This is a genomic window from Caulobacter sp. KR2-114 (assembly GCF_049446115.1).
Lineage (GTDB): Bacteria > Pseudomonadota > Alphaproteobacteria > Caulobacterales > Caulobacteraceae > Acaudatibacter.
Genome location: NZ_JBMSEC010000001.1, coordinates 110,547 through 134,669, shown reverse-complemented (window position 1 = coordinate 134,669; position 24,123 = coordinate 110,547). Strand labels below are relative to the sequence as shown.

The 24,123-nt window shown below is 70.5% G+C and carries 26 protein-coding genes and 1 pseudogene; 19 read left to right on the top strand and 8 right to left on the bottom strand.

Going from position 1 to position 24,123, the window contains the following annotated elements:
• Positions 1-40 precede the first annotated feature (40 nt).
• On the top strand, positions 41-1,174 hold the full coding sequence (locus ACO2Q3_RS00545; RefSeq protein WP_423304385.1) for a DUF3089 domain-containing protein: 1,134 nt from the start codon (positions 41-43) through the stop codon (positions 1,172-1,174).
• A gap of 10 nt (positions 1,175-1,184) precedes the next feature.
• A complete protein-coding gene (locus ACO2Q3_RS00540) occupies positions 1,185-1,937 on the top strand; it encodes an SDR family oxidoreductase (RefSeq protein ID WP_423304383.1) in 753 nt (250 codons plus the stop codon).
• Positions 1,938-2,025: 88 nt separating this feature from the next.
• On the opposite strand, the gene ACO2Q3_RS00535 is transcribed toward ACO2Q3_RS00540, so the two are convergent.
• On the bottom strand, positions 2,026-3,201 hold the full coding sequence (locus tag ACO2Q3_RS00535; protein WP_423304382.1) for an outer membrane beta-barrel protein: 1,176 nt from the start codon (positions 3,199-3,201) through the stop codon (positions 2,026-2,028).
• Positions 3,202-3,517: 316 nt separating this feature from the next.
• Positions 3,518-4,321, bottom strand: coding sequence for an SDR family NAD(P)-dependent oxidoreductase (locus tag ACO2Q3_RS00530; protein WP_423304380.1), 804 nt, complete (start codon positions 4,319-4,321; stop codon positions 3,518-3,520).
• Positions 4,322-4,444: 123 nt separating this feature from the next.
• Here ACO2Q3_RS00530 and queF point away from each other — a divergent pair, with 123 nt between their 5' ends.
• Positions 4,445-4,894, top strand: coding sequence for a preQ(1) synthase (gene queF / locus ACO2Q3_RS00525; RefSeq protein WP_423304378.1), 450 nt, complete (start codon positions 4,445-4,447; stop codon positions 4,892-4,894).
• 175 nt (positions 4,895-5,069) lie between these two features.
• Here the strand turns inward: queF and ACO2Q3_RS00520 are convergent, their stop codons facing one another.
• Positions 5,070-5,684 (bottom strand): nitroreductase family protein, encoded by a 615-nt coding sequence (locus tag ACO2Q3_RS00520; protein WP_423304377.1) that lies wholly within the window; start codon positions 5,682-5,684, stop codon positions 5,070-5,072.
• A 186-nt stretch (positions 5,685-5,870) separates the two neighbouring features.
• Here ACO2Q3_RS00520 and cysE point away from each other — a divergent pair, with 186 nt between their 5' ends.
• Together cysE and ACO2Q3_RS00510 are read left to right on the top strand one after the other, a co-directional pair.
• Positions 5,871-6,701: a serine O-acetyltransferase gene (gene cysE, locus ACO2Q3_RS00515; RefSeq protein WP_423304376.1), complete on the top strand. Its 831-nt coding sequence runs from the start codon at positions 5,871-5,873 to the stop codon at positions 6,699-6,701.
• 166 nt (positions 6,702-6,867) lie between these two features.
• Positions 6,868-7,077: a DUF3126 family protein gene (locus ACO2Q3_RS00510; protein WP_423304374.1), complete on the top strand. Its 210-nt coding sequence runs from the start codon at positions 6,868-6,870 to the stop codon at positions 7,075-7,077.
• A gap of 36 nt (positions 7,078-7,113) precedes the next feature.
• On the opposite strand, the gene ACO2Q3_RS00505 is transcribed toward ACO2Q3_RS00510, so the two are convergent.
• Positions 7,114-9,480, bottom strand: coding sequence for a UvrD-helicase domain-containing protein (locus ACO2Q3_RS00505; RefSeq protein WP_423305637.1), 2,367 nt, complete (start codon positions 9,478-9,480; stop codon positions 7,114-7,116).
• Positions 9,481-9,559: 79 nt separating this feature from the next.
• Between ACO2Q3_RS00505 and ACO2Q3_RS00500 the strand changes: the two genes are divergently transcribed.
• The gene (locus ACO2Q3_RS00500) at positions 9,560-9,814 is read left to right on the top strand and encodes a hypothetical protein (protein WP_423304372.1); all 255 of its coding nucleotides are present in this window, start codon (positions 9,560-9,562) and stop codon (positions 9,812-9,814) included.
• 26 nt (positions 9,815-9,840) lie between these two features.
• Here ACO2Q3_RS00500 and ACO2Q3_RS00495 read toward each other — a convergent pair whose 3' ends face one another.
• Both ACO2Q3_RS00495 and ACO2Q3_RS00490 read right to left on the bottom strand, forming a co-directional pair.
• Complete coding sequence (locus ACO2Q3_RS00495) at positions 9,841-10,059, bottom strand: ribbon-helix-helix domain-containing protein (RefSeq protein ID WP_423304371.1); 219 nt, start codon at positions 10,057-10,059, stop codon at positions 9,841-9,843.
• Positions 10,060-10,065: 6 nt separating this feature from the next.
• On the bottom strand, positions 10,066-10,242 hold the full coding sequence (locus ACO2Q3_RS00490) for a DUF4169 family protein (protein ID WP_423304369.1): 177 nt from the start codon (positions 10,240-10,242) through the stop codon (positions 10,066-10,068).
• A gap of 143 nt (positions 10,243-10,385) precedes the next feature.
• Here ACO2Q3_RS00490 and ACO2Q3_RS00485 point away from each other — a divergent pair, with 143 nt between their 5' ends.
• Complete coding sequence (locus ACO2Q3_RS00485; protein ID WP_423304368.1) at positions 10,386-10,619, top strand: DUF2171 domain-containing protein; 234 nt, start codon at positions 10,386-10,388, stop codon at positions 10,617-10,619.
• Between the two features lie 79 nt (positions 10,620-10,698).
• Here the strand turns inward: ACO2Q3_RS00485 and pyrE are convergent, their stop codons facing one another.
• Positions 10,699-11,220 (bottom strand): orotate phosphoribosyltransferase, encoded by a 522-nt coding sequence (gene pyrE, locus ACO2Q3_RS00480; RefSeq protein ID WP_423304366.1) that lies wholly within the window; start codon positions 11,218-11,220, stop codon positions 10,699-10,701.
• Between the two features lie 8 nt (positions 11,221-11,228).
• Positions 11,229-12,431, bottom strand: a complete 1,203-nt coding sequence (locus ACO2Q3_RS00475) for a pyridoxal phosphate-dependent aminotransferase (RefSeq protein ID WP_423304364.1) — start codon at positions 12,429-12,431, stop codon at positions 11,229-11,231.
• A 134-nt stretch (positions 12,432-12,565) separates the two neighbouring features.
• Between ACO2Q3_RS00475 and ACO2Q3_RS00470 the strand changes: the two genes are divergently transcribed.
• The 12 genes and pseudogenes from ACO2Q3_RS00470 to mrdA all read left to right on the top strand — a co-directional run bounded on the left by ACO2Q3_RS00470 (position 12,566) and on the right by mrdA (position 24,116).
• On the top strand, positions 12,566-13,411 hold the full coding sequence (locus ACO2Q3_RS00470; protein WP_423304362.1) for a hypothetical protein: 846 nt from the start codon (positions 12,566-12,568) through the stop codon (positions 13,409-13,411).
• A gap of 71 nt (positions 13,412-13,482) precedes the next feature.
• Positions 13,483-14,355, top strand: a complete 873-nt coding sequence (locus tag ACO2Q3_RS00465; protein WP_423304361.1) for an SDR family NAD(P)-dependent oxidoreductase — start codon at positions 13,483-13,485, stop codon at positions 14,353-14,355.
• Positions 14,356-14,390: 35 nt separating this feature from the next.
• On the top strand, positions 14,391-15,119 hold the full coding sequence (locus ACO2Q3_RS00460; RefSeq protein WP_423304359.1) for a TVP38/TMEM64 family protein: 729 nt from the start codon (positions 14,391-14,393) through the stop codon (positions 15,117-15,119).
• A gap of 9 nt (positions 15,120-15,128) precedes the next feature.
• Positions 15,129-15,380 (top strand): hypothetical protein, encoded by a 252-nt coding sequence (locus tag ACO2Q3_RS00455; RefSeq protein WP_423304357.1) that lies wholly within the window; start codon positions 15,129-15,131, stop codon positions 15,378-15,380.
• Positions 15,377-15,655, top strand: coding sequence for a type II toxin-antitoxin system RelE/ParE family toxin (locus ACO2Q3_RS00450; protein WP_423304355.1), 279 nt, complete (start codon positions 15,377-15,379; stop codon positions 15,653-15,655). Before ACO2Q3_RS00455 ends, ACO2Q3_RS00450 begins: the two co-directional genes overlap by 4 nt.
• A gap of 241 nt (positions 15,656-15,896) precedes the next feature.
• A complete protein-coding gene (locus ACO2Q3_RS00445) occupies positions 15,897-17,498 on the top strand; it encodes a 2-isopropylmalate synthase (RefSeq protein ID WP_423304353.1) in 1,602 nt (533 codons plus the stop codon).
• Between the two features lie 66 nt (positions 17,499-17,564).
• A complete protein-coding gene (locus tag ACO2Q3_RS00440) occupies positions 17,565-18,122 on the top strand; it encodes a hypothetical protein (protein ID WP_423304352.1) in 558 nt (185 codons plus the stop codon).
• A 10-nt stretch (positions 18,123-18,132) separates the two neighbouring features.
• Positions 18,133-19,017, top strand: coding sequence for an EamA/RhaT family transporter (locus ACO2Q3_RS00435; protein WP_423304351.1), 885 nt, complete (start codon positions 18,133-18,135; stop codon positions 19,015-19,017).
• Positions 19,018-19,213: 196 nt separating this feature from the next.
• The gene (locus ACO2Q3_RS00430; RefSeq protein WP_423304350.1) at positions 19,214-20,257 is read left to right on the top strand and encodes a rod shape-determining protein; all 1,044 of its coding nucleotides are present in this window, start codon (positions 19,214-19,216) and stop codon (positions 20,255-20,257) included.
• Positions 20,258-20,320: 63 nt separating this feature from the next.
• A pseudogene (mreC, locus tag ACO2Q3_RS00425) lies at positions 20,321-21,370 on the top strand (rod shape-determining protein MreC); the annotation flags it as partial.
• A gap of 230 nt (positions 21,371-21,600) precedes the next feature.
• Positions 21,601-22,116, top strand: a complete 516-nt coding sequence (locus ACO2Q3_RS00420; protein WP_423304349.1) for a hypothetical protein — start codon at positions 21,601-21,603, stop codon at positions 22,114-22,116.
• Positions 22,113-24,116, top strand: coding sequence for a penicillin-binding protein 2 (mrdA, locus tag ACO2Q3_RS00415; RefSeq protein ID WP_423304348.1), 2,004 nt, complete (start codon positions 22,113-22,115; stop codon positions 24,114-24,116). The genes ACO2Q3_RS00420 and mrdA overlap by 4 nt, the downstream gene beginning before the upstream one ends.
• The last annotated feature ends 7 nt before the right edge of the window (positions 24,117-24,123 follow it).

The window sequence follows — 24,123 nt, the reverse complement described above, 5'->3', positions numbered from 1 at the left end:
GGACGTGAATGGGACTGGAGCTCATCGCCCGGAGACCGCCATGCGCCGCCGCAATCCCTTCCTCGTGGCCCTTGTCGCCGGATACTGGGTCGCCGCCGCGGGTCTGGCGACCCCGGCGGCGGGGCAGGGGCTGCTGGGCGGGGGACCGCGCCGGCCGTTCGACGCCGCCTCGGCGCCGGCCGCGCCGGACTACGCCTCGCCCGACGCCTGGGCGGCCTGGCCCGGACGGCCGTCGGCGGCGGACGACACGCCGGCCGGCAGCGGCGCGCAGGACCGCCAGGCCACGGCCCGGGCCGATGTGTTCTTCATTCACCCCACCACCTATGTGATCGGCGACCGCTGGAACGCCGCCTTCGACGAGGGCGGCCTGACCGGCCGGGGCGTCGACCGGGCGGTGCTGCGCGGCCAGGCCAGCGTATTCAACGGCTGCTGCCGGATCTACGCGCCCCGGTACCGCCAGGCCGAGCTGGCCGCCTTCCTGCGCGGGGGGCCGGACGCCTTCGCCGCCATCGACCTGGCCTATTCCGACGTGCTGCGGGCGTTCGACTATTACATCGCGCACGAGAACCACGGCCGCCCGTTCATCATCGCCAGCCATAGCCAGGGCTCGGTGCACGCCATGCGCCTGCTGCAGGAACGGGTGATCGGCACGCCGCTGATGAAGCGGCTGGTGTTCGCCGAGATCCCCGGCTCGTCGCTGCCGGAGACGATCGAGGCCAGGGGGCTGCCGGTCTGCCGCGCGCCCACCCAGACGGCCTGCGTGGTCAACTGGAACAGCGTGCGCCGGGGCCAGGACGACACGCGGCGCGACGAGCGTTCGGTGCTGTGGATGGGCGGGCGCTACCAGCTGGCGGGCGGCCAGCCGATCGTCTGCGTCAATCCGCTGACCTGGCGCAAGGATGGCGGCGCGGGGCCGCAGGCGAACCTGGGCGGCGTGGCGGGCGGCGCGATGGGCCCGATGCCGGCGCCGATCCCCGGGGTCACAGGGGCCTGGTGCGAGCACGGCGCCCTGGGTGTGGACGTCTCGCCGGACAGCGGCCGGGCGTTCAACAATCTGCTGACGGCCGGCGGGATCTATCACGTGTACGACTACGGCCTGTACTACATGAACATCCGCCGCAACGCGGAGGCGCGGGTGGACGCCTGGCTGCGCCAGCGTACGGGGCCTGCCTGAGGGGAGAACGGTGTTGAGGAAAGTCGCCCTGGTCACCGGCGCCGGCAGCGGCATCGGCGAAGCCTGCGCCCTGGCCCTGGCGCGCGCCGGCTGGTCGGTGGCGCTGGCGGGACGGCGCGTGGAGCGGCTGGCGCCCGTGGCGCAGGCGATCACCGAGCTGGGGGTCCAGGCGCTGGCCGTGCCCGCGGACGTCGGCGATCCGGCCCAGGTCGAGACGCTGTTCGCCGAGGTCGGCAAGACGTTCGGCCGGCTGGACCTGCTGTTCAACAACGCCGGGACCGGCGCCCCGCCCGTGCCGATGGAGGAGCTCTCCTACGAGGCGTGGAAGCGGGTGGTGGACGTCAACCTGACCGGCGCCTTCCTGTGCGCCCAGGGCGCGATCCGGCTGATGAAGGCCCAGGACCCGCGCGGCGGGCGGATCATCAACAACGGCTCGATCTCGGCGCACGCGCCGCGGCCGAACTCGGCGCCCTATACGGCGACCAAGCACGCCATCACCGGCCTGACCCGCTCGATCGCGCTGGATGGCCGCCGCCACGACATCGCCTGCGGCCAGATCGACATCGGCAACGCCGAGACGCCGCTGACCGCGCGGATGAGCCAGGGCGTGCCGCAGGCCAGTGGCGAGATGGCCGTCGAGCCGGTGATGGACGTGGCCCACGTGGCGGACGCCGTGGTTTACATGGCCGACCTGCCGCTGGACGCCAACGTGCCGTTCATGACGGTGATGGCGACGAAGATGCCGTACATCGGCCGCGGCTGACCCCAAAACGGCAAGGGCGGGGCGCCTTTCGACGACCCGCCCCCGCTGCAGAGTCCGTGGAGGACTCTCCGATTACGACCTCATCGGATCAGAACATGATCCCGGCTTCGATCACGCCGCGGGTCTGATCCTTGTGGTTGAAGCCGGAGTCCACGCCGAAGCCGAAGCCGGGCAGGATGTCGCTGGCGTGGGTGTAGGAGAACTCGCCGCGCACGAACACCGCCTTGCGCTGCCAGGTCGGGGTGATCGTCAGCGAAAACGCGTTGGAATGCGGGCCGTACAGCAGGTTGGTGGCCGAGGCCGTGTTCGGCCCGCCGCTGGCGCTGATGTACTCGACGCGGCCGGCCAGGCTGATTTCCGGGTTGAAGCTGTACTTGGCCAGCACCGCGGCGCCCCAGGTGGAGGCGGAGTTGGGGATGCCGGCCGCCGGGTTGGCGTCGACATGGGTGTACTGCAGGTACGGCTCGATCAGGTACGGCCCGTCGGTGCGGGTGTACATCAGGTTGAACACCTGGCTGTTCTGCAGCGTCGTGCTGGTCACGAAGGTCGCCGGCCGGGTGTAGTTGCTGACGTTGCCGCTGCCGGCGAAGGCGATCGTGTCCTTGGAGTCGATGGCGTAGCTCGCCAGGCCCGACAGGGTCGACAGCTTGCTGGAGAAGAAGCCGTCGGTGACGGCGAACGACATCGACAGCGGACCGTGCGAATAGTTCACCTGCACGCCCTGGCTGATCGCGGGCTCCTGGTTCCAGAGCAGGCCGCGTTCGATGTTCATGTTCTGGAAGCTGAAGGTGTATTCGGCCCCGATCAGCGTCGGCAGACGCCCGGCCATCACGCTGAAGCTCGAGGTCGGCGCCACCTTCAGATAGGCGACGGGGACATTGGTGTAGGTCAGCGGGGTCACGATGTCGGATTTGACGTACTGCGTGCCCAGCGACATCAGCGAGTACTGGCCGGCCTGGATATAGAACTGGATCGGCCCGTCGGTCTTTTGGATCTCGACCTGGGCGTTGCTGAGGTCGCCGTAGCTGGACTTGTCACCCACGCCGTTGTCGGTCGGGTGGCTCTGGGTGTAGCCGATGCCGCTGACCTGGCCGGACACATAGATCTTGCCAAGCGGGCCGGCGTCCACCGACAGCGGGTTGGCGTTCGACGACAGCGGCGCGGTCATCGCCGGCGACGCAAGCGGATCGGCGTGGGCGACGCCCAGACCGGCCAGACCGAGACTGAACGCTGACGCGCACAGAACCAGTTTCCACGACTTCATCTTATATCCCCTTTGTGTTGCGCCGCGCTTGTGAACGGCGGCGACGTTCTGGCGAGACGCCTTGGCCCCGCGCGCCATGGTGCAAAGCCTGGCCGTGCGCCAACAGCGCCGGGTCCCGAGAACCCGGGTCGGCGTGCCGAGCGGCCATGTTTTGAGCGGGAACGCCCCCTCGGCGCCCAATTTTTAGGCTTCTAGATTGCCCGCGAACTGGGCGTTTACGCTGGGCGACCTTGCCCGATCATCGCGTAAGGAAGCGATCCGGGCGGCGACTCGGCCAGATAAGCGCGGCGCAAAGGCCCAACCGGCCGGCGCCGGCCTAGCGCATGCCGAGCGGGGCGCGGCCCAGGTGCGAGCCGGCGTCGATCAGCAGGGTCTCGCCGGTGATATGGGCGGCGGCCGGGGAGGCCAGGAACACCGCCGGGCCGGCGATGTCCTCGGCCTGGGAAACGACCTGCAGCGGCACGGAGGCGGCGACGCCCTGGCGCAGACGCTCCAGTCCCGCCTCGTCCATGTTGCGGCCGAACCACGGCGTGTCGATGTAACCCGGGCACACGGCGTTGACCCGGATCTTCGGCGCCAGGGCGCGCGCCAGCGACAGGGTCATGGTCACCAGCGCGCCCTTGGAGGCGGCGTAGGGCACCGACGAGCCGATGCCCATCACCCCGGCCACCGAGGCGGTGTTGACCACCGCCGCGGGCCGCGGCGCGGCGTCCATCAGCGGGCGGGCGGCGCGGATCATCTGGTAGGCGCCGACCACGTTGACGGCGTACAGCCGCTGGAAGTCCTCGGCGGACACCGCGTCGAGGTCGCCGTGGTTCTGGGCGAACTTGGTGATGCCGGCATTGTTGAACAGGGCGTCGACCCGGCCGAACGGCGCGGCGGCCTCGGCGATGCGGCGGCAGGCGGCGTCGTCGGCCACGTCGGCCTGGCAGAGGATCGCCTCGGCGCCCTGCGCGCGCACCTGCTCGGCCGTGGTCTCGGCCTCGGCGGCGCTGGAGGCGTAGTTGACCACCACGGCCCGGGCCCCGCGCGAGGCGGTCTCCACCGCGATCGCGCGGCCGAGGCCGGTCGAGGCCCCCGTGACGATCACCACCGCGCCTTCGAAATCCTTGCCCGACATGCCGCTCTCCTTAGGCTCCTCGCTGTCCTTTGCGTCGCTTGATAGCGGCCGCCCGCGCGCTTGTCGCGCTCCGGAACCGGCGCTGCATTCCCGCGGGGAACGATTGGCGCTAAACGCCCCGCCATGACCGACACCCTCACCCAACTCGGCCAGGACATCCGCGGCTTCGCCAGCCCGGAGGAGGCCATTCTCGAGCGCGTGCCCAACCCCCAGGCGGGCAGCCTCTATCTGGCGCGCTTCACCGCGCCGGAGTTCACCTCGCTGTGCCCGGTGACCGGCCAGCCCGACTTCGCCCACCTGGTGATCGACTACGCCCCCGGCGACTGGTTGATCGAGTCCAAGTCGCTGAAGCTGTACCTTGGCGCGTTCCGCAATCACGGCGCCTTCCACGAGGACTGCACGGTGGCGATCGGCCGCAAGATCGTCGAGGTCGCCCAGCCGCGCTGGCTGCGCATCGGCGGCTACTGGTACCCGCGCGGCGGCATCCCGATCGACGTGTTCTGGCAGACCGGCGTCCCGCCCGAGGGCCTATGGCTGCCCGACCAGGGCGTGCCGGCGTACCGCGGGCGGTGAGGCCGCCCTTCGATCCATCCCCTCTTACTGTCATCCCGGAATCCGCGCAGCGGATATCCGGGACCGCGGCAGATGCCGGCGCCAGCCGTAGCTGACCGTCCAGCGTTTCCGGCGGTCCCGGATAAAGCGCTGACGCGCTTTTCCGGGATGACAGAAGAGTTGGGGAGGGGGGACCCTACCCCGGCCAGTCGGTGGTGATGGCGGCCAGGTCCGGGCGCACGCGCTCCTGCGGGGCCTCGGCGACGGTCCCGATGTGGATGAAGCCGGCGACCTTCTCGCCCGGGGCCAGCTTCAGCAGCGTGTCGACCGCGCCGTCGTAGGCGTACCAGTCGGTGATCCAGTTGGCGCCGTAGCCCATGGCCTGGGCGGCGACCGTCATCAGGGTGCACACCGCGCCGGCCGACAGCCGCTGTTCCCACTCGGGGATCTCGCCGGGGACATGGCGCGAGATCACCGCCACGGTCAGTGGCGGCGTGCGGATCTTGCCCAGCTTGGCCAGGGCCTTGGGGCTGTCCTCGCGGGCCGCGGCGATGGCCTCCAGGTCGGCGATGAAGGCGGCCTTGGCCTCGCCCTGGAAGACCACGAAGCGCCAGGGGGCGAGCTTGCCGTGGTCGGGTGCGCGCGCGGCCAGGGTCAGGATGTCCCGCAGTTCGCCGTCGTCGGGGCCGGGCGCCCGCAGCGCCAGCGCCGAGGCCGAGCGCCGGTGGGCGAGGAAGTCCAGCACGGCGTCGGACGCCTCGACCGGCAGCAGGTCGCCGAAGGCGGGGGCAGGGGGAACGGAATGGGCCACGCGGGGCTTTCCTCAATAAGATTTGCGCAAGCGTGGCGGAGGTATAGAGGCCTGCAGCGATCCGCAACGCGTACGGTGGCGGATTTTTTTTGACAACCCGGCTCTGGCGCCCCCTAGGCTGGCGGCCCATATCGCCCAGTAAGGGCGAAACCGGTTTGAAGCGCCGGTCGAAGGGGAGATCTGCCGATGGCTCAACATCTTGAAGTCGTCGACGTCGGCGCCGCGCCGCCCGTGTGGGCGTCCCTGCGCAACGAAGCCGAACATGTCGCCCGCATCGAGCCGAGCCTCGCCTCGCTGCTCAACGCGGTGGTGATCCGCCACGCCAACATCGCCGACGCCCTATCCTATCAGCTGGCCCGCAAGCTCGGCGACCAGGAACTGCGCGCCATGAGCCTGCGCGAAGTCGCCGAGGAGGCCTACGAGGGCGACCCCGGCATCGTCGCGGCGGCCGAGGCCGACCTGAAGGCGGTGTTCGAGCGCGACCCCGCCTGCAAGGGCTACGTGCAGCCGTTCCTGTTCTTCAAGGGCTTCCTGGCGCTGCAGAGCCACCGGGTCAGCCACTGGCTGTGGACCCAGGGCCGCGAGTCCATGGCCTTCTACCTGCAGAGCCGGGTGTCGGAGCTGTTCCAGGTCGACATCCATCCGGCCGCAGTGATTGGCAAGGGCGCCTTCTTCGACCACGGCACCGGCATCGTCATCGGCGAGACCGCGGTGCTGGGCGACGACGTCTCCATGCTGCACGGGGTGACCCTGGGCGGCACCGGGGCCGAGCGCGGCGACCGCCACCCGAAGATCGGCAAGGGCGTGCTGCTGGGCGCCGGGGCCAAGGTGCTGGGCAACATCGTCGTCGGCGACTACGCCAAGGTCGCCTCCGGATCGGTGGTGCTCAAGCCCGTGCCGCCGCACTGCACCGCCGCCGGCGTGCCGGCCCGGCTGGTGAACTGCCCGACGTGCGAAGAGCCGTCCAAGTCGATGGACCACACCCTGGCCGACGCCGTCTACGACTACGTCATCTGAGGCGATCCACCGCTTGCGGTGGCGCAGAAGGCCCCGGTCTTTCAAGGCTAAGCCCCGAAAGACCGATTCCTTTCGCATTTAGAGCGCATCGGGCGGCTCAACCGGCTTCCACTTGAGCCTGACGCGCTCTAGGTTCCGGCCGATCAGACGCCGGAGCGAATACCCCGTGGACCAGAAAGACATCGACCGCATCCAGGCGCACCTGAAGCGGACCTTCGGCAACCCGCACATCGCCGTGAAGGCGCGGCCGAAGCAGAAGGATTCCGCCGAGGTCGAGATGAAGGGCGAATTCATCGGCGTGATCTACGAGGACGAGGACGAGGACGGCTCGTTCCTGTTCGAGATGGCCATCCTGGCCGAGGACCTGGACGTCTAGGATCAGGCCGGCGTCACCGAGGGCAGGGCGCGGCCATCACGCCCGCTCCACGAAGCTGTCGATCACCTTCTTCTCGCCGGCCTTGTCGAAGGCGACGGTGAGCTTGTTGCCCTCGACCGTGCGCACCTGGCCATAGCCGAACTTCTGGTGGAACACGCGGTCGCCCTTGGCGTAGCCGCTGGTGTGGGCAGGGTCGGAGATCGCCACCAGGCGGCCCTCGCCCTCGATCACCTGGGTGCGGCCGGGCGGGCCGCCCGCGAAGCCGCGCTGGTGCGCGCGCCGCCATCCGGGGCTGTCGTAGCCTGAGCCATAGGAGACGTCGTCCCAGCGCGAGCCGGCCTCCCGCATGCCGGGGCCGCCGCCGTAGTAGCCGGTCTCGGAAGCCGCCTCGACGTTGGCGATCGGCAGCTCGTCGACGAACCGGCTGGGCAGCTGGCTGGTCCAGCGGCCGTAGACCTGGCGGTTGGCGACGAACGAGATGCGCGCCTCCTCGCGCGCCCGGGTGATGCCGACGTAGGCCAAGCGGCGCTCCTCCTCGAGCCCCTTCTCGCCCTTCTCGTCGACGCTGCGCTGGCTGGGGAACACGCCTTCCTCCCAGCCCGGCAGGAACACCAGCGGGAACTCCAGCCCCTTGGCCGAGTGCAGGGTCATGATCTGCACGGCGTCGTCGCCGCCCTCGCGGTCGAGGTCCATCACCAGGGAGACGTGCTCGAGATAGGCCTCCAGGCTCTCGAACGCGCCCATCGACTGCACCAGCTCCTTGAGGTTCTCCAGCCGGGTCTGGCTGGTCGGCCCCTTGTCCAGGCGCAGGGCGTCGGTATAGCCGCTCTCGTCGAGGATGGTCTCGGTCAGCCGCTGGTGGTGGATCTGGCCGCGCTGGCCGCGCCAGCGGTCGAGATCGCGCAGGAAGTTCGACAAGGCGGTGCGGGTGCGCGCCTGCAGCTCGTCGGTGCGCACCAGCTCGCGCGCCGCGGCCACCGCCGACACGCCGCGCAGCCGCGCCAGCTGCAGCAGCTTCTGGATGGTGGTGTCGCCGAGGCCGCGCTTGGGCGTGTTGACGATCCGCTCGAAGGCCAGGTCGTCGTCCTCGGACTGCACCAGGCGCAGGTAGGCGTGGGCGTCGCGGATTTCGGCCCGCTCGAAGAACCGGGGCCCGCCGATCACCTTGTAGGGGATCTGCAGCAGCACGAAGCGCTCTTCGAAGGACCGCATCTGGAAGCTGGCGCGCACCAGGATGGCGATGTCGCGATGGCGCCGGCCCTTGACCCAGCGCTCGATGTCGTCGGCGATCAGCCGGCTCTCGGCCTCGCCGTCCCAGACCCCGCGAACCTGCACCTTCTGCCCGCCCTGGGCCTCGGTCCACAGGGTCTTGCCCAGACGGCCCTTGTTGGCCGCGATCAGGCCGGAGGCGGCGGCCAGGATGTGCTCGGTGGAGCGGTAGTTGCGCTCCAGCCGGATCACCTTGGCGCCGGCGAAGTCGCGCTCGAAGCGCAGGATGTTGTCCACCTCGGCGCCGCGCCAGCCATAGATCGACTGGTCGTCGTCGCCCACGCAGCAGACGTTCTGCCCCTTCTGCGCCAGCAGCCGCAGCCACAGATACTGGGCGACGTTGGTGTCCTGGTACTCGTCCACCAGCAGGTAGCGGAAGCGCTCGTGGTACTCGGCCAGCACGTCGGGGTGCCTGGTGAAGATCGTCAGGTTGTGCAGCAGCAGGTCGCCGAAGTCGCAGGCGTTCAGGATCCGCAGGCGGTCCTGGTACATCGCGTACAGGGCCTGGCCGCGGTTGTTGGCGAAATGCCCGCTCTCGGCCGCCGGCAGCTTGTCCGGCGTCCAGCCGCGGTTCTTCCAGTGGTCGATCAGCCCGGCGAAATGCTTTGGCGTCCAACGCTTTGCGTCGATATTCTCAGCTTCCAGCAGCTGCTTGATCAGCCGTTCCTGATCGTCAGGGTCGATGATCGTGTAGCTGGACTTCAGCCCCACCAGCTCGGCATGCCGGCGCAGGATCTGGGCGGCGATCGAGTGGAAGGTGCCCAGCCAGCGCAGGCCCTCGGCCTGCGGGCCGATGATGGCGGTGATGCGCTCGCGCATCTCGCGCGCCGCCTTGTTGGTGAAGGTGACCGCCAGCAGCTCCCACGGGCGCGCCCGGCCGGTGGCCAGGATGTGCGCCAGGCGCGTGGTCAGCACCCGGGTCTTGCCCGTGCCCGCGCCGGCCAGCACCAGCACCGGCCCGTCGACGCTCTCCACCGCCTCGCGCTGCTCGGGGTTCAGGCCCGCCAGATAGTCCCGCGCGCCGCGGTCGGCCCGGGCGAGATCGGAGATGCGGAAGGCCGGAGGATCGAAAGGGGTGTCGGACAACAGGCGGCTCGGAAGGATGGGGCTTGGGGGAAGGCGCGGGATTCGAATGGAACATATGTAGCACGCCGCGGCCGAACGCCAGGAACCGGCCGTGTCGGCGGCCCGTTTCCTTGCCGAGGAGACGTCGATGAGCGAGCGAAACGAGACGGCCGAGCGCGATCTTGCGCCCCCACCCAGCGACAGGGCGGCGCCGCTGTTCGCCTTCCTCGCGGTGGCGGTGGTGATGGTGGTGGGCGTGCTGGCCTACCTGGCGTTCGAGGAGGGGCGGCCGCGGCGGGTGGCGATGGCGCAGAACCCGCCAGTGGCGACCGCCACCGTGGCGCCGTCCTCCACCCCCGATCCTCAGCCGTCGCCCGCCCCCCGTCCGACCCCGCCGAGTTAGAGAGGCGAACGTTCGACTGACGGGGCCTAGCTGTCCAGGGGACCGCGGGCGTGGGACAGCGCGGCCAGCCGGCAGGCCGAGGCCAGCGGGCTGCCGCCGCGCTCGGAGTCGATCCGCGCCACCAGTTCGGACAGGCTCATGCCGCGGGCCTGGGCCATCTCTTCCAGCACGCCCCAGAAGGCCGGCTCCAGCGCCAGGGAGGTGGCGTGGCCGGCCAGGGCCAGCGAACGTTTGCGCAGCGCCATGCGGCCTCAGGGCTCGCGCTTGGCGTCGTCGAGCGCGCGCTGCAGCTTTTCCGCCCGGGCCTTGTCCAGCGACATGGCAGACTTGGCGCGCCCGAACTTGGCGCGGTTCTCCGTCGCCTTGGCCTTGCGCTCGTCCTTGGCGCGGGCCTTGCGGGCCTTGTTCAGGTTGATGATCTCGCTCATGGCCGTCCGTCGCCCCTGGCTGAATGACCAGTCTACCCTGGCGCGACGACGATGGCATCCATGCAACGTCTCAGCGTCTGGCGGGTTTGCCTACGCGACGGGTCGCCCAGGCGCCCGCGCCTCAAAGCCAAGGGAGAGATCGCATGGCGGACGCAACGCAAATCCGCGAACACATGGAAGTGGTCAGCTCGGACAACCACCACGTCGGACGGGTCGACCACGTGCGCGGCTCGGAGATCGAGCTGGCCAAGATGGACCTGCAGGCCCTCGGCCAGCACCACAAGATTCCGCTGTCGTGGGTCGACTGGGTGGACGACAAGGTTCACCTGAATCTGACCCGGGACGTGGCCAAGGACACCTGGTTGAAGGCCGATTAGGGCCACGGGCGCCATCCCGGGAGCCTCCTCGCCCAGGCGAGGGGGCTTCAGGGGGAAGGGGCTTCAGGGGGAAGGAGCTTCAGGGCAGCTCCGCCATGCGGAACGCCGCCCGCACCGGGACGTCCAGCCCGGGGATCGCCGGCTCGCCGGCGCCGCGCCAGATGGCGCAGACCACCGCCACGATCTCGGCGCCCGCCTCGCGCAGCAGCCGCGCGGCGTCGACCACCGCCCCGCCGGTGGAGATCACATCCTCGATCATCGCCACCTTGAGGCCGGCCACGGCGCCGCCCTCCACCGCCAGGCAGGTGCCATAGGTCTTCGCCTGCTTGCGCACGAAGGCTGCCCGCAGGCCGGTGTGCAACGAAATGGCGGTGGCGATCGGCACGCCGCCCAGCTCCAGCCCGGCCAGCACCTGGGCCTCGGCCGGGACCAGCGGCGCCATGGCCGCCGCCAGGCGCGCCAGCAACGCCGGGTCGGCCTCGAACCGGTACTTGTCGAAGTACTGGTCCGAGACCTGACCGGATCGCAGGGTGAAGGTCCCCCGCAGGCGCGAGGCGGCCGAGATGTCGGCCGCCAGGGCCTTGCGGTCGGACTCGCTCACCGCTGGGCCTATTTCACCGCGCCGCAGAAGCGCTGGATGCGCGTGCAGGCGTCCTCGAGGGCGGCGTTGGAGGTGGCGTAGCTGATGCGGAAGAACGGCGAGAGGCCGAACGCCGCGCCGAACACCACCGACACCCCCTCGGTCTCCAGCAGCTCCACCGCGAAGTCCTCGTCGGAGTTGATCACCTTGCCGCTGGGCGCGGTCTTGCCCAGCAGCCCCGCTACCGACGGGTAGACGTAGAAGGCCCCCTCCGGCGTGGGGCAATGCATGCCGTTGGCCTGGTTCAGCATCGACACCACCAGGTCGCGCCGGCCCTCGAACAGCTTGGCGTTCGGCTTGATGAAGTCCTGCGGCCCGTTCAGCGCCTCGACCGCCGCCCACTGCGAGATCGACGCCGGGTTCGAGGTGGTCTGGCTCATCACCTTGCGCATGGCGTTGATCAGCGGGACCGGGCCGGCCGCATAGCCGATCCGCCAGCCGGTCATGGCGTAGGCCTTGGAGACCCCGTTCATGGTCAGGGTGCGCTCGTACAGCTGCGGCTCGACCTGGGCGATGGTCCAGAACTCGAAGTCGCCGAACACCAGGTGCTCGTACATGTCGTCGGTCAGCACCCACACCTGCGGGTGGCGCAGCAGCACGTCGGCCAGCGCCCGCAGCTCGGCCTTGGTGTAGGCCGCGCCGGAGGGGTTGGACGGCGAGTTGAGGATCAGCCACTTGGTCTTCGGCGTGATCGCCGCTTCCAGGTCGGCCGCCTTCAGCTTGAAGCCGTTTTCGGCGGTGGTGGGGGCGAACACCGGCTGGCCGCCGGCCAGCAGCACCATGTCCGGGTAGCTGACCCAATACGGCGTCGGGATCACCACCTCGTCGCCCGGATTCAGCGTCGAGACCATGGCGTTGTAGATCACCGGCTTGCCGCCCGGCGACACGTTCACCTGCGCCGGGGTGTACTTCAGGCCGTTCTCGCGGGCGAACTTGGCGCAGATCGCCTCCTTCAGTTCCGGAATGCCGTCGACGTTGGTGTACTTGGTCTTGCCGTCGCGAATGGCCTTGATGGCCGCTTCCTTGATGTTGTCCGGCGTATCGAAGTCGGGCTCGCCCGCCGCCAGGGAAATCACGTTTTTCCCGGCCGCCTTCAGGTCACGCGCCTTGGCGTCCGCCGCCAGGGTGGCGGAGGGCTTCACGCGGGCGAGCGCGGCGGATTCGGCGAACATCGGGTCGACTCCTCTTTGTGGGGATGCGGTCGGGGGTGACCGGCGGCCGGGTCTTTACGCGCCGGGGGCGGCAGGCGCAACTTCGCCGCCGGCTTCGGGAGGCGGCGACGATGCGGCGGGACGGCGTGCGAGGGATGTTGGCCGTGCTCGCGGCGCTGGCTGCGCTCCCGGCGCTGGCCGCGCCGGCGACGGCGTGGGCCGACTCGCCGCAAGGCCTCGTGCCGGGCCATCCGGGGGTCACCTACCTGCGGCTGCTGCGCCAGGTGGTCCCGGACCTTGCCGCCGATCCGGCCACGGGCGAGCTGCACGGCCATCTGGACAAGGCGCTGCGCCATCCGGCGGGCAAGGACTATGGCGGCGATCCGCCCGATCCGATCGTGGTGACCGGCGCCGAGGCCTTGTCGATCCACTCGGGCGGGCGCGTGCGCCTGATCGTGCTGGCCGATCTCGGCCAGTCCGACGACCGGGTGGCGAGCACCACCCTGCTGGCGCTCTACGACGACAGCCCGCAGCCCCGGCTGCTGGACGCCATCGATGTGGGCATGGACCGCGACACCAGCTTCAGCGAGCACCCGCGGCTGGCCCTCGGCCCCGGCGACGACGCCCTGGTCACCTACAGCGAGCACTCCAACTCCAGCCAGACCTATTCGTCGTGGCTATTCCTGTTCGTGCGGGGCGACCGGTTCCAGCGGCTGGCGACCCTGTTCGCCCTGTCGAGCCGCGCCTGCGGCTGGCAGGACCTCGAGGCGCCGACCTTCATCACCCGGGCAGACCCGGGCCGACCGTACCGACGTCTGGACATCACGGTGTCGGAGACGATCACCAACGATGGGACCACCGGCTGCGGCGACGACCCGGTCCCCAGGCCCGCGCATCACACCTACCGCGCCACCTATCGGTGGAATCCGGCCCGTCAGCGCTTCGAAACCGCGTCGCCGGACCTGAAACGGCTCGACAGATCGAACCGCGCCCGCTTTTGATCGCCCCGAAGTCGCGCGGAGCGCGGCAAGACTCAACCGCGCGGGGCGCGCGGCAACAACGGGAGACGAGCGTGCAGGATCTCAAGGGCAAGGTCGCCTTCATCACCGGCGGCGCCAGCGGCATCGGCCTGGCCATGGCCGAGGCGTTCGGCCGCGAGGGCATGGCGGTGATGCTGGCCGACATCGAGGCCGGCGCCCTGGAGGCCGCGGTCAACGGCCTGCGCGAGAAGCAGGTCCGCGCCGAGGGGGTGATCTGCGACGTAACCAGCCGCGATGCGGTGCGCGCCGCGGCGCTGGAGACCATCGCTAAGTTCGGCAAGGTGCACCTGGTCTGCAACAATGCCGGCGTCGGCTCCGGCGGGCCGCTGGGCACGGTGCCGGCCCGCGACTGGGACTGGGTGGTGGACGTCAACCTGATGGGCGTCGTCTACGGGGTGGAGACCTTCGCCCCGCTGATCGAGAGCCACGGCGAGGGCGGCCACTTCGTCAACACCGCCAGCATGGCCGGCATGGTCTCGCCGCCGGGCATGGAGCCCTATTGCGCCACCAAGTTCGCGGTCGTGGCGATGAGCGAGGGCTGGGCGATGCAGTTGGCGGCCAAGAACATCGGCATGTCGATCCTGTGCCCCGGCTTCGTGAAGACCCGCATCCACGAGAGCCGCCGCAACCGCACCGAGGCCTACGGCGCCGACCAGCGCGCCGCGCCGGCCGCCGACGCGCCGTTCTCGCCGGTGCTGTCGGGCATTCCGGTCGAGCCGGTGGCCAATCGGGTGGTGGAGGGTGTCAAGGACGGCGACCTCTACATCTTCACCCATCCGGAGATGAAGGCCGCCACCCAGGCCCGCTTCGACCGCATCATGGCCGCCTTCGACAAGTCCGCCGCCAGCCCGGCGCTGGCCGCGCTGCCGCCGCGGGAGATGCCGGCGGTGGGCCTGCCGCAGTAGGCGCGGCGGCGCGGCGCCGGTCGGCGGCCGAGGGCATGCGCCGCCTGGTCCAGTTCCTCACCAACATGGACGCCCGCGCCTGGCGCGGCGTGGCCGTGTCCTTTCTGCTGTTCGGCGGGGTGGGGATCGTGTTCCTGTTCGGCGCCCAACTGCTCGGACTGGGCGGCGAGGCGCAGGTGCAGGGCTGGCTGACCGCGGCGCACGGCCCCTGGGCCCTGCCGGCGGCGGTGGCGGCCTTCGCGCTGCTGGCCTTCGTCGGCGTGCCGCAGTTCGTGCTGATCGCCGCGGCCGTGGTGGCGTTCGGCCCCTGGGCCGGCATGGCCTACAGCTGGATCGGCACCTGGGCCTCGGCCCTGGTGGGGTTCGGCCTGGGGCGGCTGTTCGGTGGCCGGGTGCTGCGCGATCTCAACAGCCCCGGCGTCGACCGCTTCACCGCCCTGGTGGCGCGCAACGGCTTCACCGCCAGCCTGGTGGTGCGGCTGGTCCCCTCGGCGCCGTTCATCGTCGTCAACATGGCGGCCGGCGTCACCCGCATGCGCCTGTCCAGCTTCGCCCTGGGCACCGCATTGGGCATCGTGCCGAAGATCGCCCTGACCGCCTTCGCCGGCAGCACGGTCGTGCGGGCGATGAACGGGGGCGGGGCGGGGGAGGCGGCGCTGCTCGCCGCCGCCGCGGCGCTGTGGATCGGCGCCGGCCTGGTGGCGCGCCGCTGGCTGCGGGCGCGGGAGGATGCGGTTGCTGACAGTGAGAACAAAACGGGATAATCTGGGCCCATGACAGTCCACGTCACCGTGCCGCTCGCCGACTCCGTGAAGGCTGAACTCGATCGCCTTGCCGATCTCGAGAACGTTTCTGTCGAGACCTATCTGGCGCGCCTCGTTGAGCACCAGCTTCAGGATTGGCGGGCAGTCGAGGAGGCCGTGGCCGAGGCGCGTGCGGACTTCGCCGAGGGCCGATTTGTCGACCATGATGTGGTCGTCGCAGAGTCGGAAGCGCGCTATCGGGGAATCGACGAAGCGGAATGAGGCTCCGGTGGTCGCCCTCCGCGCGGCGCGCCCTGGCTTCAGTCCGGACGTTTCTCGCGGAACGTGATCCTGCGGCCGCAAGACGTGTGGAGCGTCGAATACTGGAGCGCGCGAACTTCCTCGCTCGGTGGCCCCAGGCCGGCAGGCCAAGCCATGTGTCCGGAACCCGTGAGCTTTCCATTCCGGACATTCAGTACGTAATCATCTACGAAGTTGTGGGTGAAGACGTTCTGATCCTGATGTTATGGCATTCGCGGCAGTCGCGGCCGCGATAGCAACGATTCCGGGAACAAAGTTGCGCCTCTGCGGCCATACAGCCCGTCGCGCGCAACAGTCTTGCGAGTGCGGCCGCGAGGGTCTAAACCCTCAGGCCATGCGCAATCGTCGCGACAGCTTGCTTCTTCTCTCGCTGGGCCTTAGCGGCCCCTGGGCGCTGCTGGCTGCGTGAACCTTCGCGGCAGGGCGCTTCAGGGGACATCCCGACGCCCGCCTGTCTCACCGTGAAGAAAGTTTCCCATGACCGCCCCTCAAGAGAACGCCTCTGTGGCGAACGCCCCTCAGGCCGTGTCTGAGCGCGACCGCGTGATCGTATTCGACACCACCATGCGCGACGGCGAACAGTCGCCCGGCGCCTCGATGTCCCTGGAAGAGAAGCTGGAACTCTCCAAAATCCTGGAGGACATGGGCGTCGACGTGATCGAGGCCGGCTTCCCGATCGCCTCGAACGGCGACTTCGAGGCCGTCCGCCGCGTGGCCGAGATCGTCAGCGAGAGCACCGTCTGCGGCCTGGCCCGCGCCGGCATCGGCGACATCGACCGCTGCGCCGAGGCGATCCGTCCGGCCAGGCGCGGCCGCATCCACACCTTCCTGTCCACCAGCCCGCAGCACCGCGACCACATCCTGCGCATGAGCCAGGAAGACGTGCTGAACGCCATCACCGGCTCGGTCGGCCATGCCCGCAACCTGTGCGGCGACGTGGAATGGTCGGCCCAGGACGCCACCCGGACCGAGCGCGATTTCCTGCGCCGCTGCGTCGAGGCGGCGATCAAGGCCGGGGCCGGGACGATCAACATCCCCGACACCGTGGGCTACACCTATCCGTCGGAATACGGCGAGATCTTCCGCGACCTGATCGAGAACGTGCCCGGCGCCGACACGGTGATCTTCTCCACCCACTGCCACAACGACCTGGGGCTGGCCGTGGCCAACAGCCTGTCGGGCGTGCAGTCCGGCGCGCGGCAGGTCGAGGTGGCGATCAACGGCATCGGCGAGCGCGCCGGCAACGCGGCGCTGGAAGAGGTGGTGATGGCCCTGCGCGTGCGTCAGGACCGCCTGCCGTTCCCGACCCGCATCCGCACCGAGCACATCACCCGCGCCAGCCGCTACGTCTCGGCCATCACCGGCTTTCCGGTGCAGTTCAACAAGGCGATCGTCGGCAAGAACGCCTTCGCCCACGAGAGCGGCATCCATCAGGACGGCATGCTGAAGAACGCCTCCACCTACGAGATCATGCGGCCCGAGGACGTCGGGCAGGGCGCCTCGAACCTGGTGATGGGCAAGCACTCCGGCCGCCACGCGTTCCGCGAGAAGCTGAAGGCGCTGGGCTACGACCTGGGCCAGAACGCGCTGAACGAGGCCTTCGGCCGCTTCAAGGACCTGGCCGACAAGAAGAAGCACGTGTTCGACGACGACATCGTCGCCCTGGTGGACGACGCCCTGGCGCGCGGCGCCGACCGCATCCAGGTCAAGACCCTGCGGGTGATCGCCGGCACCGAGGGTCCGCAGGAAGCGCATCTGACGGTCACCGTCGACGGAGTCGAGAAGTCGGCCACCGCCACCGGCGACGGCCCGGTGGACGCGGTGTTCAACGCCATCCACCAGGTCGCCCCGCACGCCGCGACCCTGCGCCTGTTCCAGGTGCACGCGGTCACCGAGGGCACCGACGCTCAGGCCCAGGTCTCCGTCCGTCTGGAGGAGGACGGCCGCATCGCCACCGGCCAGGCCGCGGACACCGACACCCTGACCGCCAGCGCCATGGCCTACGTCAACGCCCTGAACAACCTCTCGGCGCGCAAGGAGAAGAGCGCCCCGGCGCCGATGACCGCCAGCGGATTCTGACGCACACTGGCCGGGTCGGTCGCCTTCCGCGGGAGGCGGCCGGCGTGGGCGCGGGCAGGGTGGGGGATGTCGATGCTGCCGAACGTCACGCGGCGCCGCGGCCTGTCGGCGACCCCGGCGGTCGCGCTCTGCGCCGCCGCGCTCGCCGCCATCCCGGGCGCGGGGCGCCCCGGGGACGAGGGGGCGGTCAAGCTGACCGCGCCGATCGCCACCGTGCTGAGGGACGGAGAGCCTTGCTTCTACGCCGCGCGGCCCGAAGCCTTCGCGCAGTGGGGGGCGGCCCGGATCGTCGGCCTGCGGGTGGTCGAGACCCAGCCGGCGGCTGACGCCAACGCCGAGGCCCTGCCGGCCAAGGCGCCGCGGCGCGCCTCGTTCCGGGTGCGCGCCGGCACGGCTCCGCAGGCCGAGGACATGCCGACCGAGCCGCGGCATTGCCTGCCGCTGGCGCGGTTCGCCGGCTCAGGGCCGGACCACATCACCGTCGGAGCCTTCTATTCGGTGCGCGTGATGGGCCGCTTTTCCGACGGCGAGGTCGGGCTGTTCTTCGGCAACTTCACGGTCGCGCGCGGCTTTCTGGGGGCGTTGAAGGTGCAGGACCTGAACCCGCCGGCCGCGCCGCGTTGAGCCCGGCCGCATGAGCCTGGTCTGGGTCCCCGTCACCATCGGCGCGGCGTCGCTGCAGGTCGCCCGCAATGCGCTGCAGCGCGGCCTGCTGACCGGCGCCGGGCCGTGGGGCGCGACCCTGGTGCGCTTCCTGTTCGGCCTGCCGTTCTCGGCGCTGTTCGCCGCGGTCGCCTGGAGCCTGACCGCCCATCCCGCCCCGCACTTCGCGACCGGCTTCTGGCTGGCCTGCGCGCTCGGCGGGGCGGCGCAGATCACGGCGACGGCGGCGATGCTGGTGTCGATGCGCCGCTCGACCTTCGCCCTCGGCACCGCCTTCCAGCAGAGCTCGATCCCGCTGGCGGCGGTGATGGGCCTGGTGCTGGGCGAGCCGTTGCGCGCCGGCGCCTGGGCCGGCATCGGCCTGGTCACCGCAGGCCTGTTCGCCCTGGCCTGGCCGCGCGGCCGCGAAACGCCGCGGGACTGGAGCGCGGCCCTGCTGGGGCTGGTCGCCGGCGCCGGCTTCGCCCTGTCGTCCAACGCCTATCGCCAGGCGGCGCTGACGCTGGATCACGCCCATCCGGTGCTCGCCGCGCAGATCACCGTGTTCACCGTCCAGGCCATGCAATCGAGCGTGCTGTCAGCCTGGCTGGCGGCGCGCGACCGGCGCGCCCTGTGGGTGGCGGTGACCTCGGTGCGCTCGTCCCTGCCGGCCGGATTCTTCGGCGCGGCGGCGTCCGGTCTGTGGTTCACCGCCTTCGCCCTGTCGCCGGCCGGGCCGGTGCGCGCGGTGGGGGTCTGCGAGATGCCGATCGCCGCCCTGGCCGGCCGCCGGCTGTTCGCCGAGAGGCTGTCGACGGCCCAGATCGGGGCCGCCCTGGTCGTCGCCGCCGGAGTGGTGCTGGCGGCCGTCGGATAGGCCCAATCCTTCGCGGCGACAGGGTGTTACAAACGCCTTGCAATCGACATGAGGGCGGGGCACAGGAGGCCTCCACCCAAGAGCCGAACGGCGGATGGCGGAGTCGCGACGGAGGGGATCGCGCGACGGCCGCGACCGGACGGTCCCCTCGGGCTGCGTCGCGTTCGTCCCTGGCCTCAACAACACTGAGCTCTGAATGTTTTCGTCCCTGTTCGGCGTGATCTCCAACGACATCGCCATCGATCTCGGCACCGCCAACACCCTGATCTACATGAAGGGCCGCGGCATCGTGCTGAACGAGCCCTCGGTGGTGGCGCTGCGCAACGCCGGCGGCCGCAAGCAGGTCCACGCCGTGGGCATCGACGCCAAGATGATGCTGGGCCGCACCCCCGGCCACATGGAAGCCATCCGTCCGATGCGCGACGGGGTCATCGCCGACTTCGAAGTCGCCGAGGAGATGATCAAGCACTTCATCCGCAAGGTTCACAACCGCCGCGGCTTCATCAACCCCAAGGTGCTGGTGTGCGTGCCGTCGGGCGCCACCGCGGTCGAGCGCCGCGCCATCCATGACAGCTGCCTGAACGCCGGCGCCCGCCGCGTGGGGCTGATCGACGAGCCGCAGGCGGCGGCCATCGGCGCGGGCCTGCCGATCCACGAACCGACCGGCTCGATGGTGGTCGACATCGGCGGCGGCACCACCGAGGTGGCCGTGCTCAGCCTGTCCGGCATCGTCTATTCGCGCTCGGTCCGCGTCGGCGGCGACAAGATGGACGAGGCGATCATCAGCTACATGCGCCGCCACCATAACCTGCTGATCGGCGAGACCACCGCCGAGCGGATCAAGAAGGAAATCGGCACCGCCCGCTCGCCGGAGGACGGCCACGGCCTGGCGATCGACGTCAAGGGCCGCGACCTGATGCAGGGCGTGCCGCGCGAGGTGCGCATCTCCGAGAAGCAGGCCGCCGACGCCGTGGCCGAGCCGGTGGCGCAGATCGTCGAGGCGGTGAAGGTGGCGCTGGAAGCCACGCCGCCGGAACTGGCCGCCGACATCGCCGACAAGGGCATCATGCTCACCGGCGGCGGCGCCCTGCTGCGCGGCCTGGACCTGGAGATCCGCGACCATACCGGCCTGCCGGTCACCGTGGCGGACGATCCCCTGGCCTGCGTGGCCCTGGGCTGCGGCAAGGTGCTCGAACATCCCAAGTGGATGAAGGGCGTCCTGGAATCCACATTCGCATAAGGCGCTAAAGCGCCTAGACTCATAACGATTCTGAACTGGGGCGGGGGCCTCGGGAGGCGGTGATTGTCCCTCAGGGATGGTCCCTTTGGCACGCTGAAAGTACCGCTCACGTGGACCGCCGCGGTAGCGCTGATCGTGGCTGTCGTGGCCGCGCTGGCGTTCCTGCTGGGCGATCGGCGCGAGACGCTGCGGGCCAGCGCCTATGACCAGGTGCGGCGGGTCACCGACCATGTGACCCGGCCCGTCGGTGAGGTCCTGTCGGCGCCGGTGCGCTGGGTGGGGGGCGCGGGCGACTTCGTGGGATCCTACATCGACGCCGCCAACGAGAACCGGCGGCTGAAAGCCCAGCTGGTCATGGACGACCGCTGGCGCGACGAGGCGCTGAAGCTGCGCGAGGAGAACGCGCGCTACAGGGCGCTGATGGGGGTGAAGACCGACCCGCCGATCGCCATGGTGTTCGCCCGCACCCTGACCGACGCGCGCGGCCCGTTCTCCAACACCCGGCTGGCCGACGCCGGCGCCAGCAAGGGCGTGATCGAGGGCAATCCGGTGCTGGCCGAGCACGGCCTGGTGGGCCGCGTGACCGGCGTCTCGCAGGATGTCAGCCGGATCATGCTGCTGACCGACACCGAGAGCCGCACCCCGGTGATGATCGCCCGCACCAACGCCCGGGCCATCCTGACCGGCGACGGCGGGCCGACGCCCAAGCTGGCCTATCTGCGCAGCCACGATGCGCTGGTCGAGGGCGACCGGGTGACGACCTCCGGCGATGGCGGGGTCTATCCGCGCGGCCTGCCGGTAGGCGTGGTGGTCAAGGACCTCGACGGCGGCTGGCGCGTGGCGCTGGATTCCGACGCCTCGCCGATCGACTACGTGCAGATCCTGCTGTTCCGTGACTTCTCGCAGCTGCTGGCCAAGCCGGAGGCCAAGACCCTGCCGAGCGCGGCCACCGCGCCGCCGGACGACGCCTTGCCCGCCTTCGCCGCCCCCAAGCCGGCCGCCGCCAAGCCCGCCGAGGGACTGAGCGACAGCGCCGCCCTGGCGGCCAGCCCCGCGCCGAAGCCCGCCAGGCCGGCCGACAAGCCCGCCGCCAAGCCGTCCGACGCCCCGCGCCATGGCGCGGCGAGCGACGCCGCGAAGCCCGACGCCAAGCCGGCGCGTCCCGGCCCCAAGCCCGCGGCCAAGCCCGCCGACGGCGCTGCGGCGGCGCGCAAGCCGCACGACGCCGCCGACGCGGCGCACAAGCCCCCGGCGGCCAAGCCGGCCGCGCGCCCCGCGACGACGACCGCGCCCCACCATCCCGCGCACTCGGCCGCGCCGGATCACGAGGAAGCGCCCTTCTGATGCCCGCCAACGTCGCGCGGCAGCTCAATCCGATCCGCTGGCTGGGAGGGCCGTTCCTGCTGTGCGCGCTGGCCAGCCTGATCCTGGCCGCGCCGATCCGCGTCTATGGCCTGCAGCTTCCAGAGCCGGTGTTCGGGCTGGTCCCGGCCTTCGCCTGGGCGATGATCCGGCCCTCGGTGCTGCCGCCGTTCGCCTTGCTGTTGCTCGGCTTCTACTGCGACTGGCTGTGGGGCACGCCCACCGGCCTGTGGCCGGCCTGCCTGCTGGCGGCCTATGCGCCGGTGCTGATGCTGCGCAACGTGCTGGCCGGGCAGAGCTTCATCGCCATGTGGATCTGGTACGCCTGCGCCTGCGCCCTGGCGTTCGCCGTCGGCATGTACCTGCTGACCCTGGATTCGGGGGCGGTGCCCAGCCTGGTGGCGGTGGGCTGGCAATTCCTCGTGACTGCGGCGCTGTATCCCTTAGCGCACAGTCTGATCGAGCGGTATGAAGACGCGGACGTACGCTTCCGATGAGCAACCCCCAGATCTTCTTCAACGAAGTCAACGAGCGGCAGGGCGAATTCGGCCGCCGCGCCTTCGTGTTCGGCGGGCTGCTGGGGGTGGGGGTGCTGGCGCTCGGCGGGCGCCTGGCTCAGCTGCAGGTGATCGAGAGCGGTCGCTACACCAAGCTGTCGGACAACAATCAGTTCGACTTTCGCCTGCAGCCGCCGCCGCGCGGCCTGATCGTCGATCGCAACGGCGTGGTGCTGGCCTCCAACCGTCCCGATTTCCGGCTGCTGGTGACCAAGGAAGACCACACCAAGCCGGAAGACGTGGTGGCGCGGATCGCCGAGCTGATCGAGCTCGACCCGAGCCGCCAGAAGCGCGCCGTCGCCGATATCAAGCAGGCGCCGAAGCGCTCGCCCGTGCCGATCCTCGAGGACATGACCTGGGAGGAGTTCTCCCGCATCAACGTCCGCGCGCCGGAGCTGCCGGGCGTCACCGCCGACATGGGCGAGGTGCGGGTCTATCCGTTCGGCGGCGCCTTCGCCCACGTGATCGGCTATGTAGCCAAGGTCTCGGCGCCCGATGTGCCGAAGACCGGCCCCGTCGACCCGATCCTGCTGAACCCGGGCTTCCGCATCGGCAAGCAGGGGGTCGAGAAGGCCTTCGACCTGGCGCTGCGGGGCAAGGCCGGCGCCAAGAAGGTCGAGGTGGACGTCAAGGGCCGCGTGGTGCGCGAGGACCCGGCCGGGGACATCCCCTCGACGCCGGGCGCGCAGATCCAGCTGACCCTGGACGCCGACATCCAGAACCGGGCGCTGGAGGTGTTCGGCGAGGAGAGCGGCGCGGCGGTGATGATGGACTGCCGCAACGGCGACATCCTGTGCCTGGTCTCCGCGCCCAGCTTCGACGCCAACCGCTTCGTCAAGGGCCTCACCGGCCCCGAGTACAAGGCGCTGGCCGACTACGACCACAAGCCGCTGTTCAACAAGGCGCTGACCGCCACCTTCCCGGCGGGCTCGACCTTCAAGACCATGGTGGCGCTGACGGCGCTGGAGCACGGCGTCAGCCCGGACAAGACCCACACCTGCGGCGGCTCGTTCCCGTTCGGCGGCCACGTGTTCCACTGCGACAAGTCGCACGGCACGCTGAACATGCACCAGGCGATCGTCACCTCGTGCGACATCTTCTTCTACCAGACGGCCCTGGAAGTCGGCCCGGACGCCATCGCCGAGACGGCGCGCAAGTTCGGCATCAACCAGGTGTTCCCAGAGATCCACATCCCGCAGAACAAGGGCACCCTGCCGGACACGGCCTGGAAACAGCGGGTGTTCCACGAGCGCTGGTGGCCGGGCGAGACGCCCAGCTTCGGCATCGGCCAGGGGGCGCTGGCGGTCAATCCGCTGCAGCTGTGCGTGATGTGCGCGCGCATCGCCAACGGCCACAAGCAGCTGATGCCGCGGCTGGTGAAGTCGGTCGGCGGCAAGGAGTTGCCGCCCGGCAGCGAGGTCCCCGACATTCCGGTCGACCCGGCGCATCTGGCCTTCGTGCAGAAGGCGATGGCGGACGTGGTGACCAGCGGCACGGCCGCGGCGACCGCAAAGCTCGGCCTGGGGCCGATCATGATGGCCGGCAAGACCGGCACCGCGCAGGCGCATACCTACAAGGGCGCGCGCGGCACGGTGCACATGGACTGGGCCATGCGCGACCACGCCTGGTTCATCGCCTTCGCGCCGGTGGACGAGCCGCGCTACGCCATGAGCGTGCTGGTGCAGCACGGCGGCTGGGGCGCCTCCGCCGCCGCCCCGCGCGCAGCCGAGATCATGAAGGTGGCGCTGCTCAAGGATCCGGAAATCCGCGCCCGCATCGTCACGCCCCTGCCCACGCCCACGCCCGTGGGCGGCAATCCGGACGGCCCGCCGGTGGAGGGCGCCGCGCCCGAGGCGCCGACGCCGATCCCCGGCCAGGCGCAGCAGCCGATCGCGCCGCCGGCGCCGCCGCCGCCCCAGCCCGACACGGACACGCCATGAGCCGCGC